Source organism: Burkholderia sp. NFPP32, from assembly GCF_900119325.1.
Classification (GTDB): Bacteria; Pseudomonadota; Gammaproteobacteria; order Burkholderiales; family Burkholderiaceae; genus Burkholderia; species Burkholderia pyrrocinia_C.
In genome coordinates this window covers 1-24,976 of sequence record NZ_FPJP01000004.1, presented here as the reverse complement: position 1 = coordinate 24,976, position 24,976 = coordinate 1, and the positions used below count along the sequence as shown (strand labels likewise).

The window sequence follows — 24,976 nt, the reverse complement described above, 5'->3', positions numbered from 1 at the left end:
GCGCGCGGGCGTTGGGGCGGGTGTCGCTAGGGTCGGTCGACCTCGGAGACGAGCCGCGACGACGCGTCGACATCCACTGGCGCGTCACGATGCCGCACGATCACGTTCGCCTCGTGCGCGAGGCGCGCGGCGAGCGTTTCCGCGATGAACACCGAGCGATGCTGGCCGCCGGTGCAGCCGATGGCGACGGTCAGGTAGCTGCGGTTGTCATCGCGGAAGTGCGGCAGCCATTTCAACAGGAACGCATGGATGTCGTCGATCATCTGGTGGACGATCGGCAGTGCGTCGAGAAAGGCGATGACCGGCTGGTCGAGCCCGGTGAGCGGGCGCAACTCGTGGTCGTAGTACGGATTCGGCAGCGCGCGCACGTCGAACATCAGGTCGGCGTCGAGCGGTACGCCGCGCTTGAAGCCGAACGACTCGAACATCACCATCAGGTCGTTGTTCTTCTGCTCGATGAAGCGCTTGACCCACGTGCGCAGCACGTTCGCGCGCAGCGTGCTCGTATCGATCTGGTGGCCGAACTCGGCGAGCGGCGCGACGAGGTCGCGTTCGCGCTCGATCGCTTCCTCGAGCGACGACAGCAGGCCGACGTCCGCATCGTGCGACAGCGAACCGGAGAGCGGATGGCGGCGGCGCGTTTCGGAGAAGCGCTGGATCAGCGCCTGGGTGCTTGCGTTGAGGAACAGCACGCGCACGTCGTGATCGCGCGACAGCTCGCGGATCAGGCCGGGCATTTCGTCGAGCGATGCGCTCGAGCGCGCGTCGATCGCAACCGCGAGCCGGCGCTGGCCGTCCTGGGCAAGGTAGCGGGCGAGTTCGGGGAGCACATGCGGCGGCAGGTTGTCGACGCAGTAATAGCCTGCGTCTTCTAGCGCGTTCAGCGCGACGGATTTGCCTGAGCCGGAGATGCCGGTGATAAGGACGATGCGCATGGGAAGCAGAGAATCCTGACGTTTCATCATAGCACCGGCTCGACGCGTCGGCGGTGCGCGGCCGGCGCGTGCGGGTTACACCAGTTTGCCGGGGAACTGACTGTCGGGATCTTGCATCGCGAGTCGTTGCCGATCCATGAAATCGCGCAACGTGTCGATTCCGCGCAACTGCAGGATCGTGTTCCGGACGGCGGCCTCGACGAGCACCGCCAGGTTGCGGCCGGCCGCAACCTGGATCGTGACCTTGCTGATCGGCAAACCGAGCACGTCGACGGTCTGGCTTTCGAGCGGCAGGCGCTGGAATTCGCCGTCGGGGCGCCGCACGAGCTGGACGATCAGCTTCAGCTTCATTTTCCGCCGCACGGCGGTTTCGCCGAAGATCGTCTTGATGTCGAGCAGGCCGAGGCCGCGCACTTCGAGCAGGTTTTGCAGCAGCGGCGGGCAGCGCCCTTCGACGAAATCGGGGCCAAGACGGACGAAGTCGACCGCGTCGTCGGCGACGAGGCCGTGGCCGCGGCTGATCAGTTCGAGGCCGAGCTCGCTCTTGCCGAGGCCCGAATCGCCGGTCAGCAGCACGCCCATCCCGAGGATGTCGAGGAATACGCCGTGCAGCGTCGCGCGCGGCGCGAGGATGCGGGACATGTAGAGCCGCAGGCTGTCGATCACCGCGGCGGCCGACATCGGCGTCGTGAACAGCGGGGTCGACGAGCGCGTGCAGCGCAGCACGAGTTCGGGCGGCGCCGCGGCGCCGCCGGCGACGACGAGGAACGGCGGTTCGAGCGCGATCAGCTCGGCCATGTGGCGCGAGCGGTCTTCGTCGGTCTGGCGCTGGTAGTAGTCGATTTCGGCTTCGCCCAGCACCTGGATCCGGTTCGGGTGGATCAGGTTCAGGTGGCCGACGAGGTCGGCGCTCGACGTCGCGTTGCCGACCGTGTCGGCCGAAAAGCCGCGTTCCCAGCCTTCATGCCCCGTCAGCCAGCTCAGTTTCAGCGTGGCCGCGTTGTCGTCGAAGATGCTCTGGGCGTTGATGCTGGACGTATCCATGACTCTCGTCACTCCAATGGGCCGGTGCATGCGCGCGGCGACGGACGTCGCCATGCCGGGCCGGCGCCGGGCGGCCCTGGACGGCGGCGCGTGCCGCCTCGTACGGGAAAATATTCCGCCCGGATCAACTCAAGGTTGCCACTGAGTGAGCAGGCGATGCAACTCGGCGATATCCGTTTCGTTGTGCAGACGCTCACGCGCGTCGCGATCGGACAGCAGTTGCGCGATTTCCGACAGGATTTCGAGATGCTGCTGGGTGGCTTGCTCGGGGACGAGCAGGAAAATCAGGAGGCCGACCGGCTGGCCGTCGGGCGCTTCGAACGGGATCGCATCGGCGAGCCGGACGAACGCGGCGAGCGGGTGCTTGAGACCCTTGATGCGCCCGTGCGGAATCGCGACGCCTTCGCCGAGCCCGGTCGAGCCGAGGCGCTCGCGCGCGAACAGGTTGTCCGTGACGGTGCTGCGGGCGATGCCGTTCTGATTCTCGAACATCAGCCCGGCTTGTTCGAACACGCGTTTCTTGCTGGTGACCGAGAGGTCGATGACGACGTTCTCTATGGGCAGGATTTTGGCTAGGCGATTCATGTTGGCAGGCGATTGGGCGGCCTGGGGTCTCCTTGCGGCGGCAGACTGATTTTCCATGTTCGGCGATATCAAGGCATTTGGTATCGGCAACCTGCAACGCAGCTACCGCACCCAACGCCCCCCGGCGATAACCGGGACATTATAGAGCACAGCCGCGTGCGTGGCGCAGCATGGACGGACCGGTCGCACCACGGGCGCGGAGTCGCAAAAAAAACGCCCGGCGAACCGGGCGGCGTGCGTGTTGCGGTGACGGTTATTGCGGCGGCAGTTCGATCTGGTCGATCGACGGTTGAAGTTTGATCGGGTCGTGCGCGTGCGTTTGCAGGCGCTCCATGTGCTTGACGACCTGGCGATCCAGCTTGTCGATCAGTAGATCGATCGCGGCGTACAGGTTGCCGTTCGCGCTTTCGACGAAGATGTCCTTGCCCTTCAGGTGCAGATTGATTTCCGCGCGCTGCTGCTTGTCCTTTTCCTTGTGATTGTCGACCGAGAGGATCACAGTGCCATCGATCACCTGATCGCTATGCCGTAGCACCCTGTCCAGCTTGGTGATCACGTATTCGCGAATTGCAGGCGTGACTTCGAGATGATGTCCACTGATCTTCAGGTTCATAGTGCTTCTCCAAGCGAGTGACCACCCGGCCGCATCGAGGCGGCGCTCCGGCCGACTTGCCCGTGCCGCACAGAGGCGGTGTATCGCGGACAGGTCGCCCGGCCTGTTCCCCGTGTGCGCGGTGGCCGGAACACGCCTGCCGCCGGGCAGGCAGCAGGCCTAAAGAGACTTGCGCAGATTCACTGCCGGGATCTTGAGGGCTTCGCGATATTTGGCAACCGTGCGGCGCGCGACCACGAAACCCTGTTCTGCCAGCAGCTCGGCAATGCGGCTGTCCGAAAGTGGCGATTTTGGGTCTTCAGCTCCTATCAGTTGCTTGATGAGGGCTCGGATGGCTGTCGACGAGGCGGCGCCACCGGTGTCGGTCGAAACGTGAGATCCGAAGAAGTACTTAAATTCAAGCGTCCCGAACGGGGTCAGCATGTACTTCCCGGTTGTCACACGGCTGACAGTCGACTCGTGTAGGCCCAGCGTATCAGCTATTTCCCGCAAAACCAAGGGGCGCATGGCAATTTCACCGTGCGCAAAGAAATTCTTCTGACGCTCGACAATAGCCTGTGCGACACGCAGGATCGTGTCGAAACGCTGCTGGATGTTTTTGATCAGCCAGCGTGCTTCCTGAAGCTGCTGTTTCAGCGAACCGGTCGACGGATCGCCGCGGCTGTTGCGCAGGATGTTCGCGTAGAGGTTGTTGATCCGCAGGCGCGGCACGACCTCCGGATTGAGCTCCGCGAGCCATCCCTGGCCGGCTTTCTTCACGATGATGTCGGGCACGACGTAGTCGGCCTCGGCCTTGCCGTACGCGGCGCCGGGGAACGGCTCGAGCGAGCGGATCAGCGCGTGCGCGTCGCGCAGCGCGTCGTCGCTCGCCTTCAGGTGCTTGCGCAATCGCGTGAAGTCGCGTGCGGCGAGCAGTTCCAGATGCTGCGACACGATCTCGAGCGCGAGCGTGCGCGTCGGGGACGGATCGAGGCGCAGCAGCTGCAGCTTCAGGCATTCGGATGCCGAGCGGGCGCCGACCCCGGCCGGGTCGAAGCTGTGCAGCAGCGCGAGTGCAGCATTCAGTTCGTCGCAGTCGATCTCCAGCTCGGGCGGCAGGTCGGCGAGCACTTCGTCGAGCGTGGCGGTCAGGTAGCCGTCGTCGTCGAGCGATTCGATCAGGAACATCACGAGCGCGCGATCGCGCGGGCCGGCCTGCGTGACGCGCAACTGTGCGGACAGGTGGTCCCGCAGCGACGTCGCGGCTTCCTGCACCTGCAGCGGCGGGAGGTCGTCGTCGTCGGACGCGCCGCTCGAGCGGCCGAATTCGTCGAGATTCCATTGCGGGCCGTCGTTGCCGTCGCCGGACGCGTAACCGTCGTACTCGTCCGCGCCGGCCGGTTCGTCGCGCTCCGCGCGATCGCCCGACGTGCTGCTGCTGTTTGCCGGGGCCGGCTCGGTATTCTGGCCGGAAGGCGTCTGCGCGATCAGCGATCCGTCCGACGCGACGCGCAGCGGGCTCACGATCCATTCGTCGTCGTTCTCGAGCAGCGGGTTCTGCGCGACTGCCATCGCGACTTCCTGCTGCAATTCGAGCGTCGACAACTGCAGGAGCCGGATCGACTGCTGTAGCTGCGGCGTCAGCGCCAGATGTTGCGACAGGCGGAGTTGGAGGCTGGCTTTCATGGCAAGGAGGGAGTCATACCGGCAGTTTGCCACGACCCAGGCGCGTTGAGCCATCCGCGATTACGCGCGGCGCGCCGCCCGGCCGCGGGCATGGCCGCGAAGCGGGGCGCGGCCCCGCGCGGCCATGCCGGGCGGGGTGCAGCCAGCCACGAGGAGGAAGTTACATGCGGAAGTGCTCGCCGAGATACACGCGGCGCACGCTTTCGTTTTCGATGATTTCGCTCGGCGCGCCGGCGGCGAGCACCGAGCCGTCGCTGATGATATAGGCGTGGTCGCAGATGCCGAGCGTTTCACGGACGTTGTGATCGGTAATCAACACGCCGATGTTGCGCTGCTTCAGGAACTTGACGATCTTCTGGATCTCGAGCACCGCGATCGGGTCGACGCCGGCGAACGGTTCGTCGAGCAGGATGAAGTTCGGGTTGGTCGCGAGCGCGCGCGCGATTTCGACCCGGCGTCGTTCGCCGCCCGACAGCGACAGCGCAGGGTTCTCGCGCAGGTGGCCGATCTGCAGCTCGTCGAGCAGTGCTTCGCTGCGCGACGAGATCGCGTCCTTCGACAGCCGCTTGCCGTCTTCGCCGTATTGCAGCTCGAGCACCGCGCGGATGTTTTCCTCGACGGTCAGCTTGCGGAACACGGACGCTTCCTGCGGCAGGTACGACAGGCCGAGCGACGCGCGCTTGTGGATCGGCAGCAGGCTGATCGAGCTGCCGTTCAGCGAGATCTCGCCAGCGTCGAGCGGCACGAGGCCGACGATCATGTAGAACGACGTGGTCTTGCCGGCGCCGTTCGGGCCGAGCAGGCCGACGACTTCGCCGCTCTTCACGTCGAGCGACACGTCCTTGACGACCGTGCGCGAGCCGTAGCGCTTCTTCAGGTTGCGGACGACGAGCGAACTCGTGGTGCCGGCCGGCTGGCGGTTCGGTAGCGCGTTCATTGGCCCGGCGCTCCCTGGATCGTGGTCGACGGCGACAGCTTCGCCGGCGCGCCGGTCAGCGGCGCGGGGCCGCCGTTCTTCGGCGACAGCATCGCGCGCACGCGGCCGTTCGGGTTGCCGGGCGCGGCGATGTCCTTGCCGCCCTTCGCGGTGTAGAAGTCGCGCTGGCCGTCGTACGTGATCACGCTGCCGTGCACGGTGTCCGCGACGGTCGACGTGCCCTGCAGGCGGCGTACGGTCGCGGCGGTCGTCAGCGTGGTCAGGTCCTGCTTGCCGTCGTAGTCGATGCGCTCGGCGTCGCCGTCGATGTATTCGTCGAGGCCTTCGCGCTTCTGGCGGAACGTCGCGTGCTTCTTGCCGCTGCCGAACGACGTCGCATACTGATAGCCCTCCGGATCCTGGCGCACTTCGACGCGGTCGCCCTTGATGATGATCGTGCCCTTCGTGATCACGACGTTGCCGGTCGCGACCGTGACCTGCTTCAGGTCGTCATAGGTCAGGTTGTCGGCCTCGACGTTGATCGGTTTGTTCTGGTCGGCCTTCTCGGCATGGGCGAGCGGCGCCAGCCCGATCAACGGGAGCGCCACGAGCGTCGCGGCGAGCGCGGCGCGGACGGCGCGCGCAGCGCCGCCGGAAATCTGTCGAGGGAACGGTTCGTTCATGCAGTCACGTGAGGGAAGCGTCACTTGGGTTGACCTTTCGAGCCGCCGGACGTGTCCGCCGCGGCGATCGTGCCGCGCACGTTGCCGTAAAGCTCGATGACCCGGGTGACGTTGTTGTACTTCATGCCGTCGGTCGCGTTGACGAGCGACAGGCCGCGCTGAAGTTTAACCGGCTTTTCGGTCTGGATCACATCGTCATTGACGAAGATCCGGAAATGCTGGGAATCGGCCTGCATTTGCGGATCGCCGCCGCCGGCCGCGCGCAGGATGCGCGCGTCGTCGTACAAATCGACGATCGACACGTCGCCGTTGACGGTGCCGCGCTTCGCGGTGGTCGTCACGACCGGCTTGCCGGGCTGGAATGCGCGCATGGCCGGATCGGCCAGGTCGCTGTTTTCGGTGTCTTCGTAATGGACCAGCTTCGCGGCCGTCAGCCGGTACTGCGTCGTGCCGGACTGGTCGAGTTCGGTAACCGAGAAGTTGTCCGCGAAATAGTCGGGCGTATGGCGCTTCGGCTGCGCGATGCCTTCGCCCGGCGGCGGCAGCGTCGCCTGCAGCAGCCACCACGTGATGCCCGCGAGCGCGGCGACCGCGGCGAGCGGCAGCAGCTGGGTCCAGCGGAAATGCGTATTCATCCGTCAGGCTCCGCAGGCGGCCGCGAGCAGCGCGTCGTAGCGGCGCTGAGCGCGCAGGATCGCGTCGCAGACTTCGCGCACGGCGCCGTGGCCGCCGCGGGCCTCGGCCACCCAGTGCGCGCGGGCGATCACGTCGGGGTGCGCGTTCGCGGGCGCGGTCGCGAAGCCGCAGCGCAGCATCACCGGCAGGTCGGGCCAGTCGTCGCCCATGTAGCCGCACGCGTCGGCGGTGAGGCCGAGCGATGCGATCAGGTCGGCGAACACCGCGAGCTTGTTCTCGACGCCCTGGAACAGGTGCGCGATCTTCATTTCCTTCGCGCGCGCCGCGACGATCTCCGAGCGGCGGCCCGTGATGATCGCGGTCGCGATGCCGGCTTCGCCGAGCAGCTTCACGCCGTGGCCGTCGAGCGAATTGAACGACTTCATCGCGTCGCCGGCCGCAGTAAACAGCAGGCCGCCGTCGGTCAGCACGCCGTCGACGTCGAAAATCATCAGCTTCACGCGGCTCGCGCGTTCGGCCGCAGTCAGCGCTGCGCTCATCAGATCACCTTCTTCGAAAACAGGTCGTGCATGTTCAGCGCGCCGATCAGCGCGCCGTCGGCATCGACCACCAGCATCTGGTTGATCCGGTGGCGCTCCATCAGTTCCACGGCCTCGACCGCCAGGTGATCCGGCCCGATCGTGCGCGGGTTGCGCGTCATCACGTCGGTGATCGGCAGCGTGCGGAAGTCGCCGTCGCGCGCGAGCACGCGGCGCAGGTCGCCGTCCGTGAAGATGCCCGCGACCTTGCCGTCGGCGTCGACCACGGCCGTCATGCCCAGGCGCTTCGCGGTGATCTGGAACAGCGCGTCCGACAGCGTCGCGTCGAGCCCGACGGACGGGACGTCGTCGCCCGAGCGCATCACGTCGCGCACGTAGGTGAGCAGGCGCCGGCCGAGCGCGCCGCCCGGGTGCGAGCGTGCGAAATCTTCCGAACCGAAGCCGCGCGCGTCGAGCACCGCGACGGCGAGCGCGTCGCCGAGCGCGAGCGCGGCGGTCGTGCTCGCGGTGGGCGCGAGGTTCAGCGGGCACGCTTCCTTCGAGACCGCGGCGTTCAGGTTCACGTCGGCGAGCGTGCCGAGGCTCGACTCCGCGCGGCCCGTGATCGCGATCAGCTTCGCGCCGATCCGCTTGACGAGCGGCAGGATCGCGACGAGTTCTTCCGATTCGCCGGAATAGGAGATGCCGATGAAGACGTCGTCGGAGGTGACCATCCCGAGGTCGCCGTGGCTGGCCTCGGCAGGATGGACGAAGAAGGCCGGCGTGCCGGTGCTGGCCAGCGTTGCCGCGATCTTGCGGGCAATATGCCCCGATTTGCCGATACCGGACACCACCACGCGGCCGCGGCAGCCGAGCAGCAGCGCGACGGCCTGGACGAAGCCGCCGTCGAGCTGGTCGCGCAGCGCGCGCACGGCGTCCGCCTCGATGTCGAGCACGTCGCGGGCGAGCGCGAGCGCCCGATCATCATTGATTTTCGCTATCATGCGCGGAGTATAGCAAAGGCGTTTGTTCGCCGCGCCGGGCCTTCGGACTCGTCCGATGTCGCCTATCCCACGCTACGCCATCGCGCCCGCTTCGCGGTGGCCCCGACGAACGAGGACGCTTCGCCCGTGATTTCCCCGCTCGAAATGACGCTCATGCTGCTGCTGGCTTCGGTGGTGGGCGTCGTCGTATTCCGCTCGCTGAACCTCCCGCCGATGCTCGGCTACCTGACCGTCGGCATCCTGGTCGGCCCGCACGCGCTCGGGATTGCGGCGGATCTCGAGCGCGCCGAGCATCTCGCGGAATTCGGCGTGGTGTTCCTGATGTTCTCGATCGGCCTCGAATTCTCGCTTGCGAAACTGAGGTCGATGCAGCGGCTCGTGTTTGGTCTCGGGCTGCTGCAGGTCGTCGCGACGCTTGTGCTCGCGCTGCTGCTCGGCGCGCTGTTCGAGCGCTGGGTGCACATCACGTGGCAGGGCGCCGTCGCGCTCGGCGGCGCGCTCGCGATGTCGTCGACGGCGATCGTGTCGAAGATGCTTGCCGAACGTCTCGAGATCGAGACCGAGCACGGCCGCAACATCTTCGGCGTGCTGCTGTTCCAGGATCTCGCGGTCGTGCCGCTGCTGATCGTGATCGCCGCGTTCGGCGCCGAATCGTCGAAGGATCTCGCGCTGACGCTCGGCTTCGCGGCGGTCAAGATCGTGATCGCGCTCACGCTGCTGCTGGTCATCGGCCAGCGCTTCATGACGCGCTGGCTCAACGTCGTCGCGCGGCGCCGCTCGCAGGAGCTGTTCGTGCTGAACCTGCTGCTCGTCACGCTCGGCGCCGCGTTCATCACCGACAAGTTCGGCCTGTCGCTTGCGCTCGGCGCGTTCATCGCGGGGATGCTGATCTCCGAGACGCCGTTCCGCCATCAGGTGGAGGAGGACATCAAGCCGTTCCGCGACGTGCTGCTCGGCCTGTTCTTCGTGACGACCGGGATGCTGCTCGATCCGCGCGTGATCTGGGAGCATCCGTTGCTCGTGCTCGGCTTCTTCGTCGGGCAGATCCTGTTCAAGGGGACGATGATCGCCGGGCTCGCACGGCTGTTCGGCGCGACGCCGGGCGTCGCGATGCGCACGGGCATCGGCCTCGCGCAGGCCGGCGAATTCGGCTTCGTGCTGCTGAACCTGATCCTCGACCGCCATCTGGTCGATTCGACGCTGCTGCAGGCGATCCTCGCGTCGATGCTGCTGTCGATGCTCGCCGCGCCGTTCCTGATCCAGAACGCCGACCGGATCGTGATGCGGCTGTCGTCGACCGAATGGATGCAGCAGTCGCTGCAGATGACGCGGATCGCGACGCAAAGCCTGAAGCAGCGCGGCCACGTGATCATCTGCGGCTACGGCCGCGCGGGCCAGAACCTGGCGCGCATGCTCGAACAGGAAGGCATTTCATATGTCGCGCTCGACCTCGACCCGGACCGCGTGAGCGCGGCCGCGGCAGCCGGCGAATCGGTCGTGTTCGGCGACGCGGCGCGCCGCGAGTCGCTGCTCGCGGCCGGTATCCACCGCGCGGCGGCGGTGGCGATCACCTATGCGAACACGCCGTCCGCGCTGCGCGTGCTGCACCACGTGCACGAGCTCGAGCCGACGCTGCCCGCGATCGTGCGCACCGTCGACGATGCCGATCTCGAGAAGCTGCTCGCCGCTGGCGCGACCGAGGTGATTCCGGAGATCGTCGAGGGCAGCCTGATGCTCGCGTCGCATACGCTGGTGCTGGTCGGCGTGCCGATGCGCAAGGTCGTGCGGCGCGTCGAGGAAATGCGCGACGAGCGCTACAGCCTGCTGCGCGGCTATTTCCGCGGCGCGGACGACGCGGACGACGACGACCACGAGCAGGTGCGGCTACAATCGGTGCCGGTCGATGCGCGCGCTGACGCGGTCGGGCGCTCGCTGGAGGAACTCGGGCTGTATGCGCTCGGGCTGGAAGTCACGGCGATCCGCCGGCACGGTATCCGCGGCGTCGAGCCCGATCCGCAGACCAAGCTGCGCGCGAGCGACATCGTCGTGCTGCGCGGGCTGCCCGAGGCGCTCGCGCTCGCGGAGGAGCGGCTGTCGCGCCATCGGCGCGATCCGCCGGCCGCGGCCGCGTGAGCGCCGATTCAATAACCCGACCCGTATTTTTCGAAACGGTGCCCGATCTTCGCGCACCGTTTTTTTCGGAGAGTTTCATGCCGCATTCGTCGTCGGGCGCGCCGCTCGATCCGGTCGCCTTCATCCACAGCCAGATCCGCACGGTGCCCGACTGGCCGCAGCCGGGCGTGATGTTCCGCGACATCACGACGCTGCTGCAGAGCCCGAAGGCGCTGCGCATCCTCGTCGACCTGTTCGTCGAGCGCTATGTCGACGCGAAGCTCGACTACGTCGCGGGCCTCGATGCGCGCGGCTTCATCATCGCGCCGATCGTCGCGTACGAGCTGAGCGCCGGCTTCGTGCCGATCCGCAAGGTCGGCAAGCTGCCGTACAAGACGCGCTCGGAATCGTACGACCTCGAATACGGCAGCGCGACGGTCGAGATCCACGAGGATGCGTGCCGCCCCGGCGACCGCGTGATCATCATGGACGACCTGATCGCGACCGGCGGCACGATGATGGCGGGGCGCAACCTGCTGCAGCGGCTCGGCGCGGTGGTCGTCGAAGGCGCGGCGATCATCGACCTGCCCGATCTCGGCGGTTCCACGCTGCTGCGCAACGCGGGACTGCCCGTCTATACCGTTACCGAATTCGCCGGCCATTGAACGCCGGCTTACACCGCGAGGTCAAGATGCCCAACTTCATGCTGTTTCTCGCCACGTCGATCGCGATCACGTTCGCGCCGGGGCCCGACAACCTGCAGGTGCTCGCGCGCGGCATCTCGCAGGGCCGCGCGGCCGGCTTCGTTGCCGCGCTCGGCTTCACGGCCGGGATCCTGTTCCACACGACGCTCGCGGCGCTCGGCGTCGCGGCCGTGCTGCGTTCGTCGCCGATCGCGTTCGAGATCCTGAAGCTCGCGGGCGCCGCGTACCTCGTGTGGATCGGCATCAAGGCGCTGCGCAGCCAGGGCCTCGCGAATGCGCACGCGCGCCCGCCGCAGCCGCTCGGCACGATCTTCCGGCAGAGCGTGATCGGCAACCTGATGAACCCGAAGGTCACGCTGTTTTTCGTCGTGTTCCTGCCGCAGTTCGTCGATCCGCACGGCGCGCAGAGCGTAACGCTGCAGATGTTCGAGCTCGGCGCGCTGTTCATGCTGCAGACGGCCGCGATCTTCTCGCTGTTCGGCGTCGGCGCCGGGATGATCGGTGCATGGCTGAAGCGCCGCCCGAAGGCCGGCGTGTGGCTCGACCGGATCGCCGGCGCGACGTTCATCGCGATCGGCATCCGTGTCGCGCTGAAGGACTGACGGCAATGACGTTTCCGTGCATCGCGGCCGCGCGCCGCTTCGATCCGGCCGTGCACCTGCGCTTCGAGATCGCCGGCCAGGCGGTCGGCTGGGTGCGCCGTCAGGATGTCGCGAAGCTTGCGCGCTGGCCCGACGTGTTCGAGCTGACCGGCGAGCGCGTCGTGCTGTCGGCGCGCTACGACTCGGTCGACGCGCGCAGCATGGCGCTGGCGAGCGCGATCGGCGCGCTCGCGGCCGAAGGCGCGATTCCCGGCTGGCGCGACGAGATCTACGCGATCCGCAATCGCTTCGACGATGCGCCGCTGGCGTATATCGAGCGCGCCGCGTCGCGGTTCTTCGGGACGCAGACTTATGCGGTGCATCTGAACGGCATCGTAGAATATGCGGCTACGCAAGCTGCGGCCGTGCCGCAGATGTGGCTCGGCCGCCGCAGCGCGACCAAGGCAACCGACCCCGGCATGCTCGACAACGTCGTCGCGGGCGGCATCGGCTGGGGCCTGGGCGTTCACGAGACGCTCGCGAAAGAGTGCTGGGAAGAAGCCGGCATTCCGGCCGAACTCGCGGCACGCGCGATCGCGGGCCGCGCGGTGCAGGTGCTGTGCTCGCTGCCGGAAGGCACGCAGTCCGAACTGATCTTCGTGTACGACCTGCCGCTGCCGCACGACTTCGCGCCGCGCAACCAGGACGGCGAAGTGGCCGAGCATCTGCTGGCCGGCGTACCCGAGGTGATCGGCTGGCTGCGCGAAGGCCGCGCGACGATGGACGCGAGCCTCGCGACGCTCGACACGCTGCTGCGCCATCGCTGGCTGACGGCGCAAGAGGCGGCAGGCATCGACGCGCTGTTCGCACCGGCCGCGTGACGCGCGCCGCGACGCGCAGTCCGGCGGCGCGAACGGGTAATTTGACGAATACGGAAACAAAGGGAGTAGCGGTCATGCCGACCGATCACAGCTTTATCTTGAAACTGTCGTGCCCCGACCGGCACGGCATCGTCCACGCGGTCTCGGGCTTCCTGTTCGAGCGCAGCAACAACATCCTCGATTCGGCGCAGTTCGGCGACAGCCGCACCAGCGAATTCTTCATGCGCGTGCACTTCGAGCAGGACGGCAACGGCACGGATGCCGCGTCGGCGCTCGACACACTTCGCAAGGAATTCGCTCCGCTCGCCGAGCAATTCTCGATGCGCTGGGAACTGCACGATGCGGCCGTGAAGCCGCGCGTCGTGATCATGGTGTCGAAGATCGGCCACTGCCTGAACGACCTGCTGTTCCGCTATCGCACCGGCCAGCTGCCGATCGAGATCCCGGCGATCGTGTCGAACCACAAGGAGTTCTACCAGCTCGCCGCGAGCTACAACATCCCGTTCCATCACTTCCCGCTGATCGGCGGTTCGTCCGATGCCGCGAAGGCCGCGCAGGAAGCGCGCGTGCTGGAGGTGATCGACGAGCACCAGGCCGATCTCGTCGTGCTCGCGCGCTACATGCAGATCCTGTCGCCGAACATGTGCCAGCAGCTCGCCGGGCGCGCGATCAACATCCATCACTCGTTCCTGCCGAGCTTCAAGGGCGCGAAGCCGTACTACCAGGCGTTCGACCGCGGCGTGAAGCTGATCGGCGCGACCGCGCACTACGTGACGACCGATCTCGACGAAGGCCCGATCATCGAGCAGGAAGTCGAGCGCGTCGACCACAGCATGACGCCCGACCAGTTGACCGCGATCGGCCGCGACGTCGAGTGCGTGACGCTCGCTCGCGCGGTGAAGTGGCACGTCGAGCACCGGATCGTGCTGAACGGAACGAAGACGGTCGTGTTCCGCTGATCTGAATCGGCCGGCCCCCGGTTGGCCGGCCGCCGGTTGGCCGCCCCCCGGATCGCCGGCCGCCGATCGGCAGTCCCCGGAAACAAAAACGCCGCGCCTCCTTTACGGGGCGCGGCGTTTTTTTGTCGCCTGAGACGCGGGTTTCAGATCAGCCGCAGCAGGTACAGCTCGCGTTTCAGATACGCATAGAAGATCGGCGCGGCGATCACGCCCGGCAGCCCGAACGCGGCCTCCATGATCAGCATCGCGAGCAGCAGCTCCCACGCGCGCGACTCGATCTGGCCGCCGATGATCTTCGCGTTCAGGAAGTATTCGAGCTTGTGGATGACGACGAGGAACACGAGCGACGCGATCGCGGTGCCCATGCTGACCGACAGCGATACGGCGACGATCAGCGTGTTCGAGATCAGGTTGCCGATTACCGGCAGCAGGCCGACGATGAACGTGACGAGCACGAGCGTCTTCGACAGCGGCAGCCGCTCGTGGAAGATCGGGAGCGCGACGAGCAGGTAGATGCCCGTGAACGTCGCGTTGATCGCCGAGATCTTGATCTGCGCGAACACGATCCGGCGGAACGCGTCGGAGAAGCGCGACACGCGCGTGACGAGCGCGGTCGACAGCGGCCGGCGCACCTTGCCGTGCTCGACGCCGATCGCGATCATCGCGCCGATGATCATCCCGAACAGCACGTGGCCGAAGCCGCGCGCGACGCTCTTGCCGCTCTGCTGGAGCTGGTCCATGTGCGAGTGCATCAGCAAGGCCGCCTTGGTCTTCATCTGCTCGACGTCGACCGGCAGCAGGTTCGCGATCCACGCCGGCGTGCGCGCGCGGGTTTGCTCGACGATCTGCATCAACTGGCCGAGCAGGCTCTGCAGGTTCGGCACCGTGTGCTCGAAATGCTCGATGATGCCGATCGTCAGGCCCGTGAGCCCGCCGACGATCGCGATCGCCAGCAGCACGACGGCGACCCAGCGCGCGCGCATGCTCGTCGTGTGGCGTTCGATCACGGGCGCGATCGTGTGGATCAGCTGGTAGACGAGCAGGCCGGCCAGCAACCCGCCGAGCAGCTTGAGCTCGAGGACGAGCCACATCGTGACGAGCGTGAAGAGATAGCTGCCGATCTCGAGTGCCGACAGCTTCGGCAGGCTGAAGTCGCTCGTCAGCCGCACGCTGCGCAGGTGCGGCTCGCGGCTCTGCGCATCGCGCGACTCTTGTTGCTTCTCCATCGTGGATTCCTGTCGTTCGTGTGTCATGCCGCACAGCGCGCGGCAGAGCCGGGTTCGCCCGGCGTCGCACCGGATTGGTGCGGAAGGCGAACCTTACGACCGTAAAGTATAGCTGCCATTATGGTCCGCAAACGGGCCGTTTGGCGCGTCGTGTAAACGCAGAAGGGAAAACGAGGGGGCTGCTTACCGCGAAAGGACGCGCGCGGCCGGGCGGCCGCGCGCGGGAAGGGCCGGGAGGGCCGAAAGCGCGTCAGCCGGCCGCGACCTTGCGGGTCGGACGCTTGAGCAGCGGCGCGAGGTACTTGCCGGTGAAGCTCGCCTTCGTCTTCGCGACCTGTTCGGGCGTGCCCTGCGCGATGATCTGGCCGCCGCCGGCGCCGCCTTCGGGGCCGAGGTCGATCACCCAGTCGGCCGTCTTGATCACGTCGAGGTTGTGCTCGATGATCACGACCGTGTTGCCCTGGTCGCGCAGCCGGTGGATCACCTCGAGCAGCAGCGCGATGTCGTGGAAGTGCAGGCCGGTGGTCGGCTCGTCGAGGATGTACAGCGTGCGGCCCGTGTCGCGCTTCGACAGCTCCAGCGACAGCTTCACGCGCTGCGCCTCGCCGCCCGACAGCGTCGTGGCCGACTGGCCGAGGCGGATGTAGCCGAGGCCGACGTCGAGCAGCGTCTTCAGCTTGCGCGCGATGACCGGCACCGCGCTGAAGAACTCGTACGCATGCTCGACCGTCATGTCGAGCACTTCGCTGATGTTCTTGCCCTTGTACTGCACTTCGAGCGTTTCGCGGTTGTAGCGCTTGCCGTGGCACACGTCGCACGGCACGTAGACGTCCGGCAGGAAGTGCATCTCGACCTTCAGCACGCCGTCGCCCTGGCACGATTCGCAGCGGCCGCCCTTCACGTTGAACGAGAAGCGGCCCGGATCGTAGCCGCGCTCCTTCGAGGTCGGCACGCCCGAGAACAGCTCGCGGATCGGCGTGAACAGGCCCGTATACGTGGCGGGGTTCGAGCGCGGCGTGCGGCCGATCGGCGACTGGTCGACGTTGATCACCTTGTCGAAGTGCTCGAGGCCCTCGATCGCCTCGTGCGGCGCCGGCTCGGCCGACGAACCGTACAGATGGCGCGCGACCGCGTGGTACAGCGTGTCGTTGATCAGCGTCGACTTGCCGGAGCCCGACACGCCGGTGATGCAGGTCAGCAGGCCGACCGGCAGCTCGAGATCGACATGCTTCAGGTTGTTGCCGTGCGCGTCGACGATGCGCAGCATCCGCTCGGCGTCGGGTGCGATCCGCTCGTCCGGATACTCGATCGTGCGCTTGCCGAGCAGGTACTGGCCCGTCAGCGACTGCGGGTTCGACTGCACCTGCTTCGGCGTGCCTTCGGCCACCACCACGCCGCCGTGCTCGCCCGCGCCGGGGCCCATGTCGACGACGTAGTCGGCCGTGCGGATCATGTCCTCGTCGTGCTCGACGACGATCACCGAGTTGCCGAGGTCGCGCAGGTGCTTGAGCGTGCCGATCAGGCGATCGTTGTCGCGCTGGTGCAGGCCGATCGACGGCTCGTCGAGCACGTACATCACGCCCGTGAGGCCCGAGCCGATCTGCGACGCGAGCCGGATCCGCTGCGCCTCGCCGCCCGACAGCGTCTCGGCGCTGCGCTCGAGCGACAGGTAGTCGAGGCCGACGTTGTTCAGGAACGTCAGGCGCGCGACGATTTCCTTGATCACCTTGTCGGCGATCTCGCGCTTCGCGCCTTCGAGCGTCAGCCCGTCGAAATAGCCGAGCGCATCGCGCAGCGGCCAGCCGCTGATTTCATAGATGCCGCGCGCGTAGTCGCCCGTGCCGATCCGCACGTGGCGCGCCTCGCGACGCAGGCGCGTGCCTTCGCACGACGGGCACGGCTGGTTGTTCTGGTACTTCGACAGTTCTTCGCGCACCGCGACCGAATCGGTTTCGCGGTAGCGGCGCTCGAGGTTCGGGATGATCCCTTCGAACACGTGCTCGCGGATCGTCGTGCGGCCGCGCTCGTTGATGTACGAGAACGGGATCGTCTGCTTGCCCGAGCCGAACAGCAGCACCTTCCTGATTTTTTCCGGCAGATCCTCGAACGCGGCGTCGATGTCGAATTCGTAGAACGCCGCGAGGCTCTGCAGCATCTGGAAGTAGAACTGGTTGCGGCGGTCCCAGCCCTTCACGGCGCCCGCGGCGAGCGACAGCGACGGGTGCGCGACGACCCGCTTCGGGTCGAAGAACGTGATCTGGCCGAGGCCGTCGCATTCCGGGCACGCGCCCATCGGGTTGTTGAACGAGAACAGGCGCGGTTCGAGCTCCTGCAGCGAGTACGAGCAGATCGGGCACGCGAACTTCGAGCTGAACAGGTGCTCGTGGTCGGTATCCATCTCGAGCGCGATCGCGCGGCCGTCGGCGAGGCGCAGCGCCGTCTCGAACGATTCGGCGAGGCGCTGCTTCATGTCCGGGCGCACCTTCAGGCGATCGACGACGACGTCGATCGTGTGCTTGTCGTTCTTCTTGAGCTTCGGCAGCGACTCGACCTCGTAGATCTTCGCGACGCCTTCGTTCGCGGTGCCGCCGCCCGAGCGCACGCGAAAGCGCACGAAGCCCTGCGCCTGCATCTCCTCGAACAGCTCGACGTGCTCGCCCTTGCGGTTCGCGACGACGGGCGCGAGGATCATCAGCTTGGTTTCCTCGGGCAGCGCGAGCGCGGCGTCGACCATCTGCGACACGCTCTGCGCCTCGAGCGGGATGTCGTGGTCGGGGCAGTACGGCGTGCCGACACGTGCGTACAAAAGTCGCAGGTAGTCGTGGATTTCCGTGACCGTGCCGACGGTCGAACGCGGGTTGTGGGACGTCGCCTTCTGTTCGATCGAGATCGCGGGCGACAGGCCCTCGATCAGGTCGACGTCCGGTTTCTCCATCAACTGCAGGAACTGGCGGGCATAGGCGGACAGGCTTTCGACGTAGCGGCGCTGGCCCTCGGCATAAAGGGTGTCGAACGCAAGCGACGACTTGCCCGACCCTGACAACCCGGTAATCACGATCAGCTTGTGGCGCGGCAGGTCGAGATTGACGTTTTTCAGGTTGTGGGTACGTGCCCCACGGATACGGATCTGTTCCATGAACCTGGCGAAAATGGAGGGAACCAAACCTGCTACTATAACGGCTTTTCGAGACCGTCGTTCGGGGTCCCCAGCCTTTACAGCAGGTGGCAGCAAGGCGGCGCCTGCGCCGGGGAAAGCGGTCGCGCCGCGCGGTTCCGGGTGGCCTGCAGGCTGCCGAATCCTGCCCCGATACGTCGCCCGCCGGTCCTGATCTTCCGCCGCCCGTTACCGGGCGGACATTCCGATCATTCGAAATTCATTCCCGATGTCCAATCCGTCCGCCACGTCTTCCCGCATGACCGCGCCCGAATTGCGCGCGACCACGTCGCTCGCGGCGATCTTCGCGCTGCGCATGCTCGGCCTGTTCATGATCATGCCGGTGTTCTCGGTCTACGCGAAAACCATCCCGGGCGGCGACAACGTGCTGCTCGTCGGCATCGCGCTCGGGGCCTACGGCGTCACGCAGTCGCTGTTCTACATCTTCTACGGCTGGGCGTCCGACAAGTTCGGCCGCAAGCCGGTGATCGCCACGGGCCTCGTGATCTTCGCGATCGGCAGCTTCGTCGCCGCGTTCGCGCACGACATCACGTGGATCATCGTCGGCCGCGTGATCCAGGGGATGGGCGCCGTGTCGTCCGCGGTGCTCGCGTTCATCGCCGACCTGACTTCCGAGCAGAACCGTACCAAGGCGATGGCGATGGTCGGCGGCTCGATCGGCGTGTCGTTCGCGGTCGCGATCGTCGGCGCGCCGATCGTGTTCCACTGGGTCGGGATGAGCGGGTTGTTCACGATCGTCGGCGTGCTGTCGATCCTCGCGATCGGCGTCGTGGTGTGGATCGTGCCCGACGCGGCGAAGCCCGTGCACGTGCCCGCGCCGTTCGCCGAGGTGCTGCACAACGTCGAGCTGCTGCGCCTGAACTTCGGCGTGCTGGTGCTGCATGCGACGCAGACGGCGCTGTTCCTCGTCGTGCCGCGCCTGCTCGTCGACGGCGGGCTGCCGGTCGCCGCGCACTGGAAGGTCTACCTGCCGGTGATGGGGCTCGCATTCGTGATGATGGTCCCGGCGATCATCGTCGCGGAAAAGCGGGGCAAGATGAAGCCGGTGCTGCTCGGCGGCATTCTGGCTATCCTGATCGGCCAATTGCTGCTGGGCAGCGCGCCGCATACCATCCTGATTGTGGCGGCGATCCTGTTCGTCTACTTCCTGGGGTTCAACATCCTGGAAGCGTCGCAGCCGTCGCTCGTGTCGAAGCTCGCGCCGGGTTCGCGCAAGGGCGCGGCCACGGGCGTGTACAACACCACGCAGTCGATCGGGCTCGCGCTCGGCGGCATCGCGGGCGGCTGGCTGCTGAAGCACGGCGGCGCGAACACCGTGTTTTACGCGTGCTCAGGGCTGGTTGCCGCGTGGCTTATAATCGCGGCCAGCATGAAAGCGCCGCCGCGCAAGGCCTGAACCCAATTTTCGGGCAGGCACCGGCGGCGTTCGCCGGCTTGCCCGGCGGGCCGCTCCGACGCATGCGCGGGCGGCCCGGCATCGAATTTACTGGAGAAACACATGGCATCCGTCAACAAGGTCATCCTCGTCGGCAATCTCGGCGCCGATCCTGAAGTCCGTTACCTGCCGAGCGGCGACGCGGTTGCGAACATCCGTCTCGCGACGACCGACCGCTACAAGGACAAGGCAAGCGGCGATTTCAAGGAAATGACCGAGTGGCATCGCGTCGCGTTCTTCGGTCGTCTGGCGGAAATCGTCAGCGAATACCTGAAGAAGGGTTCGTCGGTCTATATCGAGGGCCGCATCCGCACGCGCAAGTGGCAAGGCCAGGACGGCCAGGATCGTTATTCGACCGAAATCGTCGCCGACCAGATGCAGATGCTCGGTGGCCGCGGCGGTGCGGGCGGTGGTGGCGGCGGTGACGAAGGCGGTTACGGCGGCGGCTACGGTGGCGGCGGTGGCGGCCGCGGCGAGCAGACGGAACGCGCCGGTGGCGGCGGCGGTCGTGCCGGCGGTGCGGCGCGCGGCGGTGCTGGCGGCGGCGCGCAGAGCCGTCCGAGCGCACCGGCAGGCGGCGGTTTCGACGAGATGGACGACGATATTCCGTTCTGATCGGCAAGTCGGCATCCCGCATCACGATGGGCCCGAATGTCCGAGTCAAGCCGGTTGCTTGGCCCGGGTCTTCGGGCCTTTCTTCGTTTACGTCCTTGTACGTCGCACTCCAGGCGAACCGTGGCTGACGAACTCCCCGACCTCATCGCTGCACATCTCGACGTGCTGTTCTGCGGGATCAACCCCGGCATGACCGCCGCCGCAACCGGGCATCACTTCGCGGGGAGAGCCAATCGCTTCTGGCGCGTGATTCATCTCGCGGGTTTCACGCCAACGGAAATTCCTCCGCAGGACGATCGCGCGATACTCCGGTACGGCTGTGGCCTGACGGCGGTGGTCAAGCGGCCGACCGCGAGTGCCGATCAGCTTTCGCGCGCGGAATTCCTCGCCGCGGCGGCGGAGTTCGAACAGAAGGTAGCGCATTATGGGCCGCGCTTTGTCGCGTTTCTCGGCAAGGCGGCGTACTCGGCGCTCTCGGGGCAACGCGAAATCGCGTGGGGATTGCAGCCGGCGCGCATGCAGCGCGCGAGCGTCTGGGTGCTGCCCAATCCCAGCGGGAGAAATCTTGCGTTCGGCCTCGACGATCTGGTCGATGCGTACCGTCAGCTTTATCTGCACGCGAGGACCGCTTCCGGTCATCAGCCGGAGGGGCGGCCGGATGCGACTCGGTAAGACGGCATCCCCATGGCCGGGCACCGTGTTGCCGCGTGCGTTCTTCGATCGCGCAGCGACCGACGTCGCGCCGCAACTGCTCAACAAGATCCTCGCGGCAGCCGACGGCCGGGCCGGCCGCATCGTCGAAGTGGAGGCCTATGCCGGCGCGATCGACCCGGCGGCGCATACCTATCGCGGCAAGACGCCGCGCAATGCGACGATGTTCGGGCCGCCCGGGCACCTGTATGTCTATTTCACGTACGGCATGCACTGGTGCTGCAATTGCGTGTGCGGCCCGGACGGCATGGGAACGGGCGTGCTGATCCGTGCGCTGGAACCGCTGCACGGGCTCGAGCAGATGCGTGCGGCACGGCCGCCGCTGACGCGCGATCGCGATTTGTGCCGCGGGCCGGCGCGGCTGACCCAGGCGATGGGGATCGGCGGCGCCCAGGATGGCGTCGATCTGGTCGGCGCGCGCGAAGGGTTCGCGGTCGTGGACGACGGCATGGCGCCGCCCACCGATCTGGCGGGCGGGCTGCGCATCGGCATTCGCGTCGGCAAGGATTTCCCGTGGCGATGGAGCGTGCCCGGCAATCGATATGTGTCGGGGGCGCTCCCGCGCACCTGATGCGTGCTGCGCACAATCGCGCGTAATTCGATCTGCGTCACGCAGCCGCCATTATTGACCGGCTAAGCTGATCCTTTCGACGTTTCGATCGAGGAGACACCATGCGGCGGGTCGTATTCAACCAGAAGGGCGGTGTGGGCAAATCGACGATCGTCTGCAACCTGGCGGCGATCAGCGCGAGCGAAGGGCTGCGCACGCTCGTCATCGACCTCGATGCGCAGGCGAATTCCACGCGCTACCTGCTTGGCGACGCCGCGGCCGATGCGCAACCGGGTGTGGCCGGCTTCTTTGAAACCGCGCTGACCTTCAACTTCCGTCCGGTCGACGTCGCGTCGTTCATTCATCCGACCCCGTTCGAAGGGCTCGACGTGATGCCCGCGCATCCGGACCTCGACACGCTGCACGGCAAGCTGGAATCGCGCTACAAGATCTACAAGCTGCGCGACGCGCTGAACGAACTCGACACCTACGATGCCGTGTACATCGACACGCCGCCCGCGCTGAATTTCTATACGCGCTCGGCGCTGATCGCGGTCGAGCGCTGCCTGATCCCGTTCGACTGCGACGATTTCTCGCGCCGCGCGCTGTACACGCTGCTCGAGAACGTGAAGGAAATCCAGCAGGACCACAACGCGGCGCTCGAGGTGGAAGGGATCGTCATCAACCAGTTCCAGCCACGGGCGAGCCTTCCGCAACGGCTGGTCGACGAACTCGTCGACGAAGGGCTGCCGGTGCTCGCGTCGAGGCTGTCGGCGTCGGTGAAGATCCGCGAGTCGCATCAGCAGTCCAAGCCGGTGATCCATCTCGAACCCGGGCACAAGCTCGCCCAGGAATTCCGCGCACTGCATCGCGAACTGGCCGGTTGATCGCCCGCACGCCGGCGCCGGCCTCGGCCTCGGCCGTTTCATACGGCCGCGCCAGGTTTTTTCCATTGCGACCCGCAATTCATCCGATCATTGATTTTGTCATTAATAATCCCGGAAACGATTTCATAATAAATCCAGAAAAATCGATTACATAAGTGACTGCTCCATTTTCAATGAGCGCCGGTTTTCTAATAAACGGAACGGTGAATTGGTAAATGTTGTGCAACGTCATGATGCGCTACGTTGTAAAAAGGTAAAAAGGCAATACGGGACAGAGTGCGCGGTATTTTTTTCTCTGCGATATCGGCGCGTCGCGGGCTCAGGCGGTCGCTCGAAATGAAATAAGGGTTTACACTTATCATTAATGCCATTTTATTGACAATTAATCGATCTAGAATGGCTTCCTCCAACTTCTCGTGCTCAAGTGAGTGGAGAGTTGTCAATAAGTAAGCCGGCTTTCGATCTGGCTTCTATTTTTCTTTACGTCGTCTCTCGCATTGCCAACAGGAGCGTGCCCGATGTCCGTATTTGCCCCCGAAAAATTCGCCGCCGATTATCAATCCGGTATCGCCGCGTGGTTCGCGATCGCCCGTCCGGCGATCAAGGGTTTCGAGGCTGTCGTCGAACTCAACCTGCAGGCAGCCCGGACGGCGCTCGAGGAATACGAAGAGAAGCTGAAGAACGCCTTCAACAGCAGCAATCCGGCCGCGGGTTTCGCGCAGCAGGCGGCCGTACCGCAGGAAGCGGCCGGCAAGGTCGTGTCGTACGGCCGCCATCTGTTCGACATCGCGGTGTCGACGCAATCCGAATGGGCGAAGGTCGCGCAGGCGCAATACGAACAGAACGACAAGCGCCTGAAGGACGTGATCGGCGAACTGTCGAAGCATGCGCCGGCCGGCTCGGCGCCGGTGGTGGCCGCACTGAATTCGGCGCTGTCCGCGGCGACGGCAGCGGCCGACTCCGTGCGCGCAGCGACGGGTCAGGCGATCGAAGCTGCACAGAGCGGCTTCGATGCGGTCAGCGAAACGGCCACGCGGGGCGGCAAGCAGACGGCTGCCGCCGCACGCAAGGACGCGGCAGCGGCTGCGCGCGAATCGGCCGCGTAACGGCGCAACCGCGGACATAACCGCGGACGTGAGCGCGTGTCGTGCGCAGGCGCGACACGACACGATTGATCGGCGTCGGATGGCGCCGTGCATCGCGTGTGTTGCGCAGTGCACGGCGGCCCTCCGGTTTGCCGCAAGGTGCCGGTGCATGTGCGGGCCGTGCCGGTGTGCCGCCGGTGCGACCGGACGCTGCTCATGGCGCGGCGGCGTGCGACCCTTATCGCGCCGAATGGCCCGACGTGCGCCATCGCCAATTGCAGCCGGCTCGTGCCGGCGTCAGAACGACGAACTTGATTTCGATGCAGGAACTGAACATGACGGACGTAGTGATCGTATCGGCCGCGCGGACCGCGGTCGGCAAATTCGGCGGCTCGCTTGCGAAGATTGCGGCGCCTGAACTGGGCGCGACGGTGATCCGCGCGGTGCTGGAGCGTGCGGGCGTGAAGCCCGAGCAGGTCAGCGAAGTGATCATGGGCCAGGTGCTGACGGCCGGCTCGGGGCAGAACCCGGCGCGGCAGTCGCTGATCAAGGCCGGGCTGCCGGCGGCAGTGCCGGGGATGACGATCAACAAGGTGTGCGGCTCGGGCCTGAAGGCCGTGATGCTGGCGGCGAACGCGATCGTCGCGGGCGACGCGGAGATCGTGATCGCGGGCGGGCAGGAGAACATGAGCGCGTCGCCGCACGTGCTGCCGGGCTCGCGCGACGGGTTCCGGATGGGCGACGCGAAGCTGGTCGACACGATGATCGTCGACGGGCTGTGGGACGTGTACAACCAGTACCACATGGGCATCACGGCGGAGAACGTCGCGAAGGAATACGGAATCACGCGCGAAGAGCAGGACGCGTTCGCGGCGTTGTCGCAGAACAAGGCGGAAGCCGCGCAGAAGGCCGGGCGCTTCAACGACGAGATCGTGCCGGTGTCGATTCCGCAGCGCAAGGGCGAGCCGCTGCAGTTCGCGACCGACGAGTTCGTGCGTCACGGCGTGACGGCGGAATCGCTGGCGGGGCTGAAGCCGGCGTTCTCGAAGGACGGTTCGGTGACGGCGGCGAACGCGTCGGGCCTGAACGACGGCGCGGCGGCGGTACTGGTGATGTCGGCGCAGAAGGCTGCGGCGCTGGGCCTGACGCCGCTGGCGCGGATCAAGGCGTATGCGAACGCGGGGGTGGATCCGAGCGTGATGGGGATGGGCCCGGTGCCGGCGTCGCGCCGGTGCCTGGAGCGCGCGGGCTGGACGCCGGGCGACCTGGACCTGATGGAGATCAACGAGGCGTTCGCGGCGCAGGCGCTGGCGGTGCACAAGCAGATGGGCTGGGACACGTCGAAGGTGAACGTGAACGGCGGGGCGATCGCGATCGGCCACCCGATCGGCGCGTCGGGCTGCCGGATCCTGGTGACGCTGCTGCACGAGATGGCCAAGCGCGATGCGAAGCGCGG

Annotated in this window: 24 protein-coding genes; 12 read left to right on the top strand and 12 right to left on the bottom strand. The window is 66.4% G+C overall.

Features of this window, described 5'->3' with window-relative positions; all coding sequences use genetic code 11:
* Positions 1-26: 26 nt before the first annotated feature.
* The 10 genes from rapZ to kdsD form a co-directional block, all read right to left on the bottom strand.
* Positions 27-935 carry an RNase adapter RapZ gene (gene rapZ / locus BT264_RS09420; protein WP_034179062.1) on the bottom strand — a complete coding sequence of 303 codons (909 nt, stop codon included), beginning with the start codon at positions 933-935 and terminating at the stop codon, positions 27-29.
* A 75-nt stretch (positions 936-1,010) separates the two neighbouring features.
* Positions 1,011-1,979, bottom strand: coding sequence for an HPr(Ser) kinase/phosphatase (hprK, locus tag BT264_RS09415; RefSeq protein ID WP_006483133.1), 969 nt, complete (start codon positions 1,977-1,979; stop codon positions 1,011-1,013).
* A gap of 129 nt (positions 1,980-2,108) precedes the next feature.
* Positions 2,109-2,621 carry a PTS sugar transporter subunit IIA gene (locus tag BT264_RS09410; RefSeq protein WP_034195643.1) on the bottom strand — a complete coding sequence of 171 codons (513 nt, stop codon included), beginning with the start codon at positions 2,619-2,621 and terminating at the stop codon, positions 2,109-2,111.
* Between the two features lie 196 nt (positions 2,622-2,817).
* On the bottom strand, positions 2,818-3,177 hold the full coding sequence (gene hpf, locus BT264_RS09405; RefSeq protein WP_006477786.1) for a ribosome hibernation-promoting factor, HPF/YfiA family: 360 nt from the start codon (positions 3,175-3,177) through the stop codon (positions 2,818-2,820).
* A gap of 159 nt (positions 3,178-3,336) precedes the next feature.
* Positions 3,337-4,842, bottom strand: a complete 1,506-nt coding sequence (locus BT264_RS09400; protein WP_072444681.1) for an RNA polymerase factor sigma-54 — start codon at positions 4,840-4,842, stop codon at positions 3,337-3,339.
* Between the two features lie 160 nt (positions 4,843-5,002).
* A complete protein-coding gene (lptB, locus tag BT264_RS09395) occupies positions 5,003-5,779 on the bottom strand; it encodes an LPS export ABC transporter ATP-binding protein (protein WP_072444679.1) in 777 nt (258 codons plus the stop codon).
* Positions 5,776-6,441, bottom strand: a complete 666-nt coding sequence (gene lptA, locus BT264_RS09390; protein WP_072444677.1) for a lipopolysaccharide transport periplasmic protein LptA — start codon at positions 6,439-6,441, stop codon at positions 5,776-5,778. The genes lptB and lptA overlap by 4 nt, the downstream gene beginning before the upstream one ends.
* A gap of 20 nt (positions 6,442-6,461) precedes the next feature.
* The gene (gene lptC, locus BT264_RS09385) at positions 6,462-7,076 is read right to left on the bottom strand and encodes an LPS export ABC transporter periplasmic protein LptC (protein ID WP_072444675.1); all 615 of its coding nucleotides are present in this window, start codon (positions 7,074-7,076) and stop codon (positions 6,462-6,464) included.
* A 3-nt stretch (positions 7,077-7,079) separates the two neighbouring features.
* Positions 7,080-7,616, bottom strand: a complete 537-nt coding sequence (locus BT264_RS09380; protein WP_072444673.1) for a KdsC family phosphatase — start codon at positions 7,614-7,616, stop codon at positions 7,080-7,082.
* Positions 7,616-8,599: an arabinose 5-phosphate isomerase KdsD gene (gene kdsD / locus BT264_RS09375; RefSeq protein WP_034179055.1), complete on the bottom strand. Its 984-nt coding sequence runs from the start codon at positions 8,597-8,599 to the stop codon at positions 7,616-7,618. Before kdsD ends, BT264_RS09380 begins: the two co-directional genes overlap by 1 nt.
* Before the next feature lie 126 nt (positions 8,600-8,725).
* Between kdsD and BT264_RS09370 the strand changes: the two genes are divergently transcribed.
* The 5 genes from BT264_RS09370 (at position 8,726) to purU (ending at position 13,836) form a co-directional block, all read left to right on the top strand.
* A complete protein-coding gene (locus BT264_RS09370; RefSeq protein ID WP_072444731.1) occupies positions 8,726-10,732 on the top strand; it encodes a monovalent cation:proton antiporter family protein in 2,007 nt (668 codons plus the stop codon).
* A 77-nt stretch (positions 10,733-10,809) separates the two neighbouring features.
* Positions 10,810-11,376 carry an adenine phosphoribosyltransferase gene (locus BT264_RS09365; protein WP_072444671.1) on the top strand — a complete coding sequence of 189 codons (567 nt, stop codon included), beginning with the start codon at positions 10,810-10,812 and terminating at the stop codon, positions 11,374-11,376.
* Positions 11,377-11,402: 26 nt separating this feature from the next.
* The gene (locus BT264_RS09360; protein ID WP_072444730.1) at positions 11,403-12,017 is read left to right on the top strand and encodes a LysE family translocator; all 615 of its coding nucleotides are present in this window, start codon (positions 11,403-11,405) and stop codon (positions 12,015-12,017) included.
* A 5-nt stretch (positions 12,018-12,022) separates the two neighbouring features.
* Positions 12,023-12,877: an NUDIX hydrolase gene (locus BT264_RS09355; RefSeq protein WP_072444669.1), complete on the top strand. Its 855-nt coding sequence runs from the start codon at positions 12,023-12,025 to the stop codon at positions 12,875-12,877.
* A 74-nt stretch (positions 12,878-12,951) separates the two neighbouring features.
* Positions 12,952-13,836, top strand: coding sequence for a formyltetrahydrofolate deformylase (gene purU / locus BT264_RS09350; protein WP_034179051.1), 885 nt, complete (start codon positions 12,952-12,954; stop codon positions 13,834-13,836).
* Positions 13,837-13,979: 143 nt separating this feature from the next.
* Here purU and BT264_RS09345 read toward each other — a convergent pair whose 3' ends face one another.
* Entirely contained in the window at positions 13,980-15,062 is a 1,083-nt protein-coding gene (locus tag BT264_RS09345; RefSeq protein WP_072444667.1) for an AI-2E family transporter, read from the bottom strand.
* Positions 15,063-15,312: 250 nt separating this feature from the next.
* On the bottom strand, positions 15,313-18,198 hold the full coding sequence (gene uvrA, locus BT264_RS09340) for an excinuclease ABC subunit UvrA (protein ID WP_072444665.1): 2,886 nt from the start codon (positions 18,196-18,198) through the stop codon (positions 15,313-15,315).
* A 247-nt stretch (positions 18,199-18,445) separates the two neighbouring features.
* Between uvrA and BT264_RS09330 the strand changes: the two genes are divergently transcribed.
* The 7 genes from BT264_RS09330 to BT264_RS09300 all read left to right on the top strand — a co-directional run.
* Positions 18,446-19,633 (top strand): MFS transporter, encoded by a 1,188-nt coding sequence (locus BT264_RS09330; protein ID WP_072444663.1) that lies wholly within the window; start codon positions 18,446-18,448, stop codon positions 19,631-19,633.
* A gap of 102 nt (positions 19,634-19,735) precedes the next feature.
* Positions 19,736-20,287, top strand: coding sequence for a single-stranded DNA-binding protein (locus BT264_RS09325; protein ID WP_072444661.1), 552 nt, complete (start codon positions 19,736-19,738; stop codon positions 20,285-20,287).
* Between the two features lie 120 nt (positions 20,288-20,407).
* Complete coding sequence (gene mug / locus BT264_RS09320; RefSeq protein ID WP_072444659.1) at positions 20,408-20,959, top strand: G/U mismatch-specific DNA glycosylase; 552 nt, start codon at positions 20,408-20,410, stop codon at positions 20,957-20,959.
* Complete coding sequence (locus tag BT264_RS09315) at positions 20,946-21,569, top strand: DNA-3-methyladenine glycosylase (RefSeq protein ID WP_072444657.1); 624 nt, start codon at positions 20,946-20,948, stop codon at positions 21,567-21,569. Before mug ends, BT264_RS09315 begins: the two co-directional genes overlap by 14 nt.
* A 101-nt stretch (positions 21,570-21,670) precedes the next feature.
* Positions 21,671-22,435, top strand: a complete 765-nt coding sequence (locus BT264_RS09310; RefSeq protein ID WP_034179044.1) for a ParA family protein — start codon at positions 21,671-21,673, stop codon at positions 22,433-22,435.
* Between the two features lie 518 nt (positions 22,436-22,953).
* Complete coding sequence (phaP, locus tag BT264_RS09305) at positions 22,954-23,541, top strand: TIGR01841 family phasin (protein ID WP_072444655.1); 588 nt, start codon at positions 22,954-22,956, stop codon at positions 23,539-23,541.
* A 314-nt stretch (positions 23,542-23,855) separates the two neighbouring features.
* On the top strand, positions 23,856-24,976 hold a 1,121-nt coding region (locus tag BT264_RS09300), incomplete at its 3' end, for an acetyl-CoA C-acetyltransferase (protein ID WP_072467035.1).

Coding starts and splice junctions, on each gene's coding strand:
- rapZ (WP_034179062.1), bottom strand. CDS start 935: ATGCGCATCGTCCTTATCACCGGCATCTCCGGCTCAGGCAAATCCGTC.
- hprK (WP_006483133.1), bottom strand. CDS start 1,979: ATGGATACGTCCAGCATCAACGCCCAGAGCATCTTCGACGACAACGCG.
- BT264_RS09410 (WP_034195643.1), bottom strand. CDS start 2,621: ATGGAAAATCAGTCTGCCGCCGCAAGGAGACCCCAGGCCGCCCAATCG.
- hpf (WP_006477786.1), bottom strand. CDS start 3,177: ATGAACCTGAAGATCAGTGGACATCATCTCGAAGTCACGCCTGCAATT.
- BT264_RS09400 (WP_072444681.1), bottom strand. CDS start 4,842: ATGAAAGCCAGCCTCCAACTCCGCCTGTCGCAACATCTGGCGCTGACG.
- lptB (WP_072444679.1), bottom strand. CDS start 5,779: ATGAACGCGCTACCGAACCGCCAGCCGGCCGGCACCACGAGTTCGCTC.
- lptA (WP_072444677.1), bottom strand. CDS start 6,441: ATGAACGAACCGTTCCCTCGACAGATTTCCGGCGGCGCTGCGCGCGCC.
- lptC (WP_072444675.1), bottom strand. CDS start 7,076: ATGAATACGCATTTCCGCTGGACCCAGCTGCTGCCGCTCGCCGCGGTC.
- BT264_RS09380 (WP_072444673.1), bottom strand. CDS start 7,616: ATGAGCGCAGCGCTGACTGCGGCCGAACGCGCGAGCCGCGTGAAGCTG.
- kdsD (WP_034179055.1), bottom strand. CDS start 8,599: ATGATAGCGAAAATCAATGATGATCGGGCGCTCGCGCTCGCCCGCGAC.
- BT264_RS09365 (WP_072444671.1), top strand. CDS start 10,810: ATGCCGCATTCGTCGTCGGGCGCGCCGCTCGATCCGGTCGCCTTCATC.
- BT264_RS09360 (WP_072444730.1), top strand. CDS start 11,403: ATGCCCAACTTCATGCTGTTTCTCGCCACGTCGATCGCGATCACGTTC.
- BT264_RS09355 (WP_072444669.1), top strand. CDS start 12,023: ATGACGTTTCCGTGCATCGCGGCCGCGCGCCGCTTCGATCCGGCCGTG.
- purU (WP_034179051.1), top strand. CDS start 12,952: ATGCCGACCGATCACAGCTTTATCTTGAAACTGTCGTGCCCCGACCGG.
- BT264_RS09345 (WP_072444667.1), bottom strand. CDS start 15,062: ATGGAGAAGCAACAAGAGTCGCGCGATGCGCAGAGCCGCGAGCCGCAC.
- uvrA (WP_072444665.1), bottom strand. CDS start 18,198: ATGGAACAGATCCGTATCCGTGGGGCACGTACCCACAACCTGAAAAAC.
- BT264_RS09330 (WP_072444663.1), top strand. CDS start 18,446: ATGTCCAATCCGTCCGCCACGTCTTCCCGCATGACCGCGCCCGAATTG.
- BT264_RS09325 (WP_072444661.1), top strand. CDS start 19,736: ATGGCATCCGTCAACAAGGTCATCCTCGTCGGCAATCTCGGCGCCGAT.
- BT264_RS09315 (WP_072444657.1), top strand. CDS start 20,946: ATGCGACTCGGTAAGACGGCATCCCCATGGCCGGGCACCGTGTTGCCG.
- BT264_RS09310 (WP_034179044.1), top strand. CDS start 21,671: ATGCGGCGGGTCGTATTCAACCAGAAGGGCGGTGTGGGCAAATCGACG.
- phaP (WP_072444655.1), top strand. CDS start 22,954: ATGTCCGTATTTGCCCCCGAAAAATTCGCCGCCGATTATCAATCCGGT.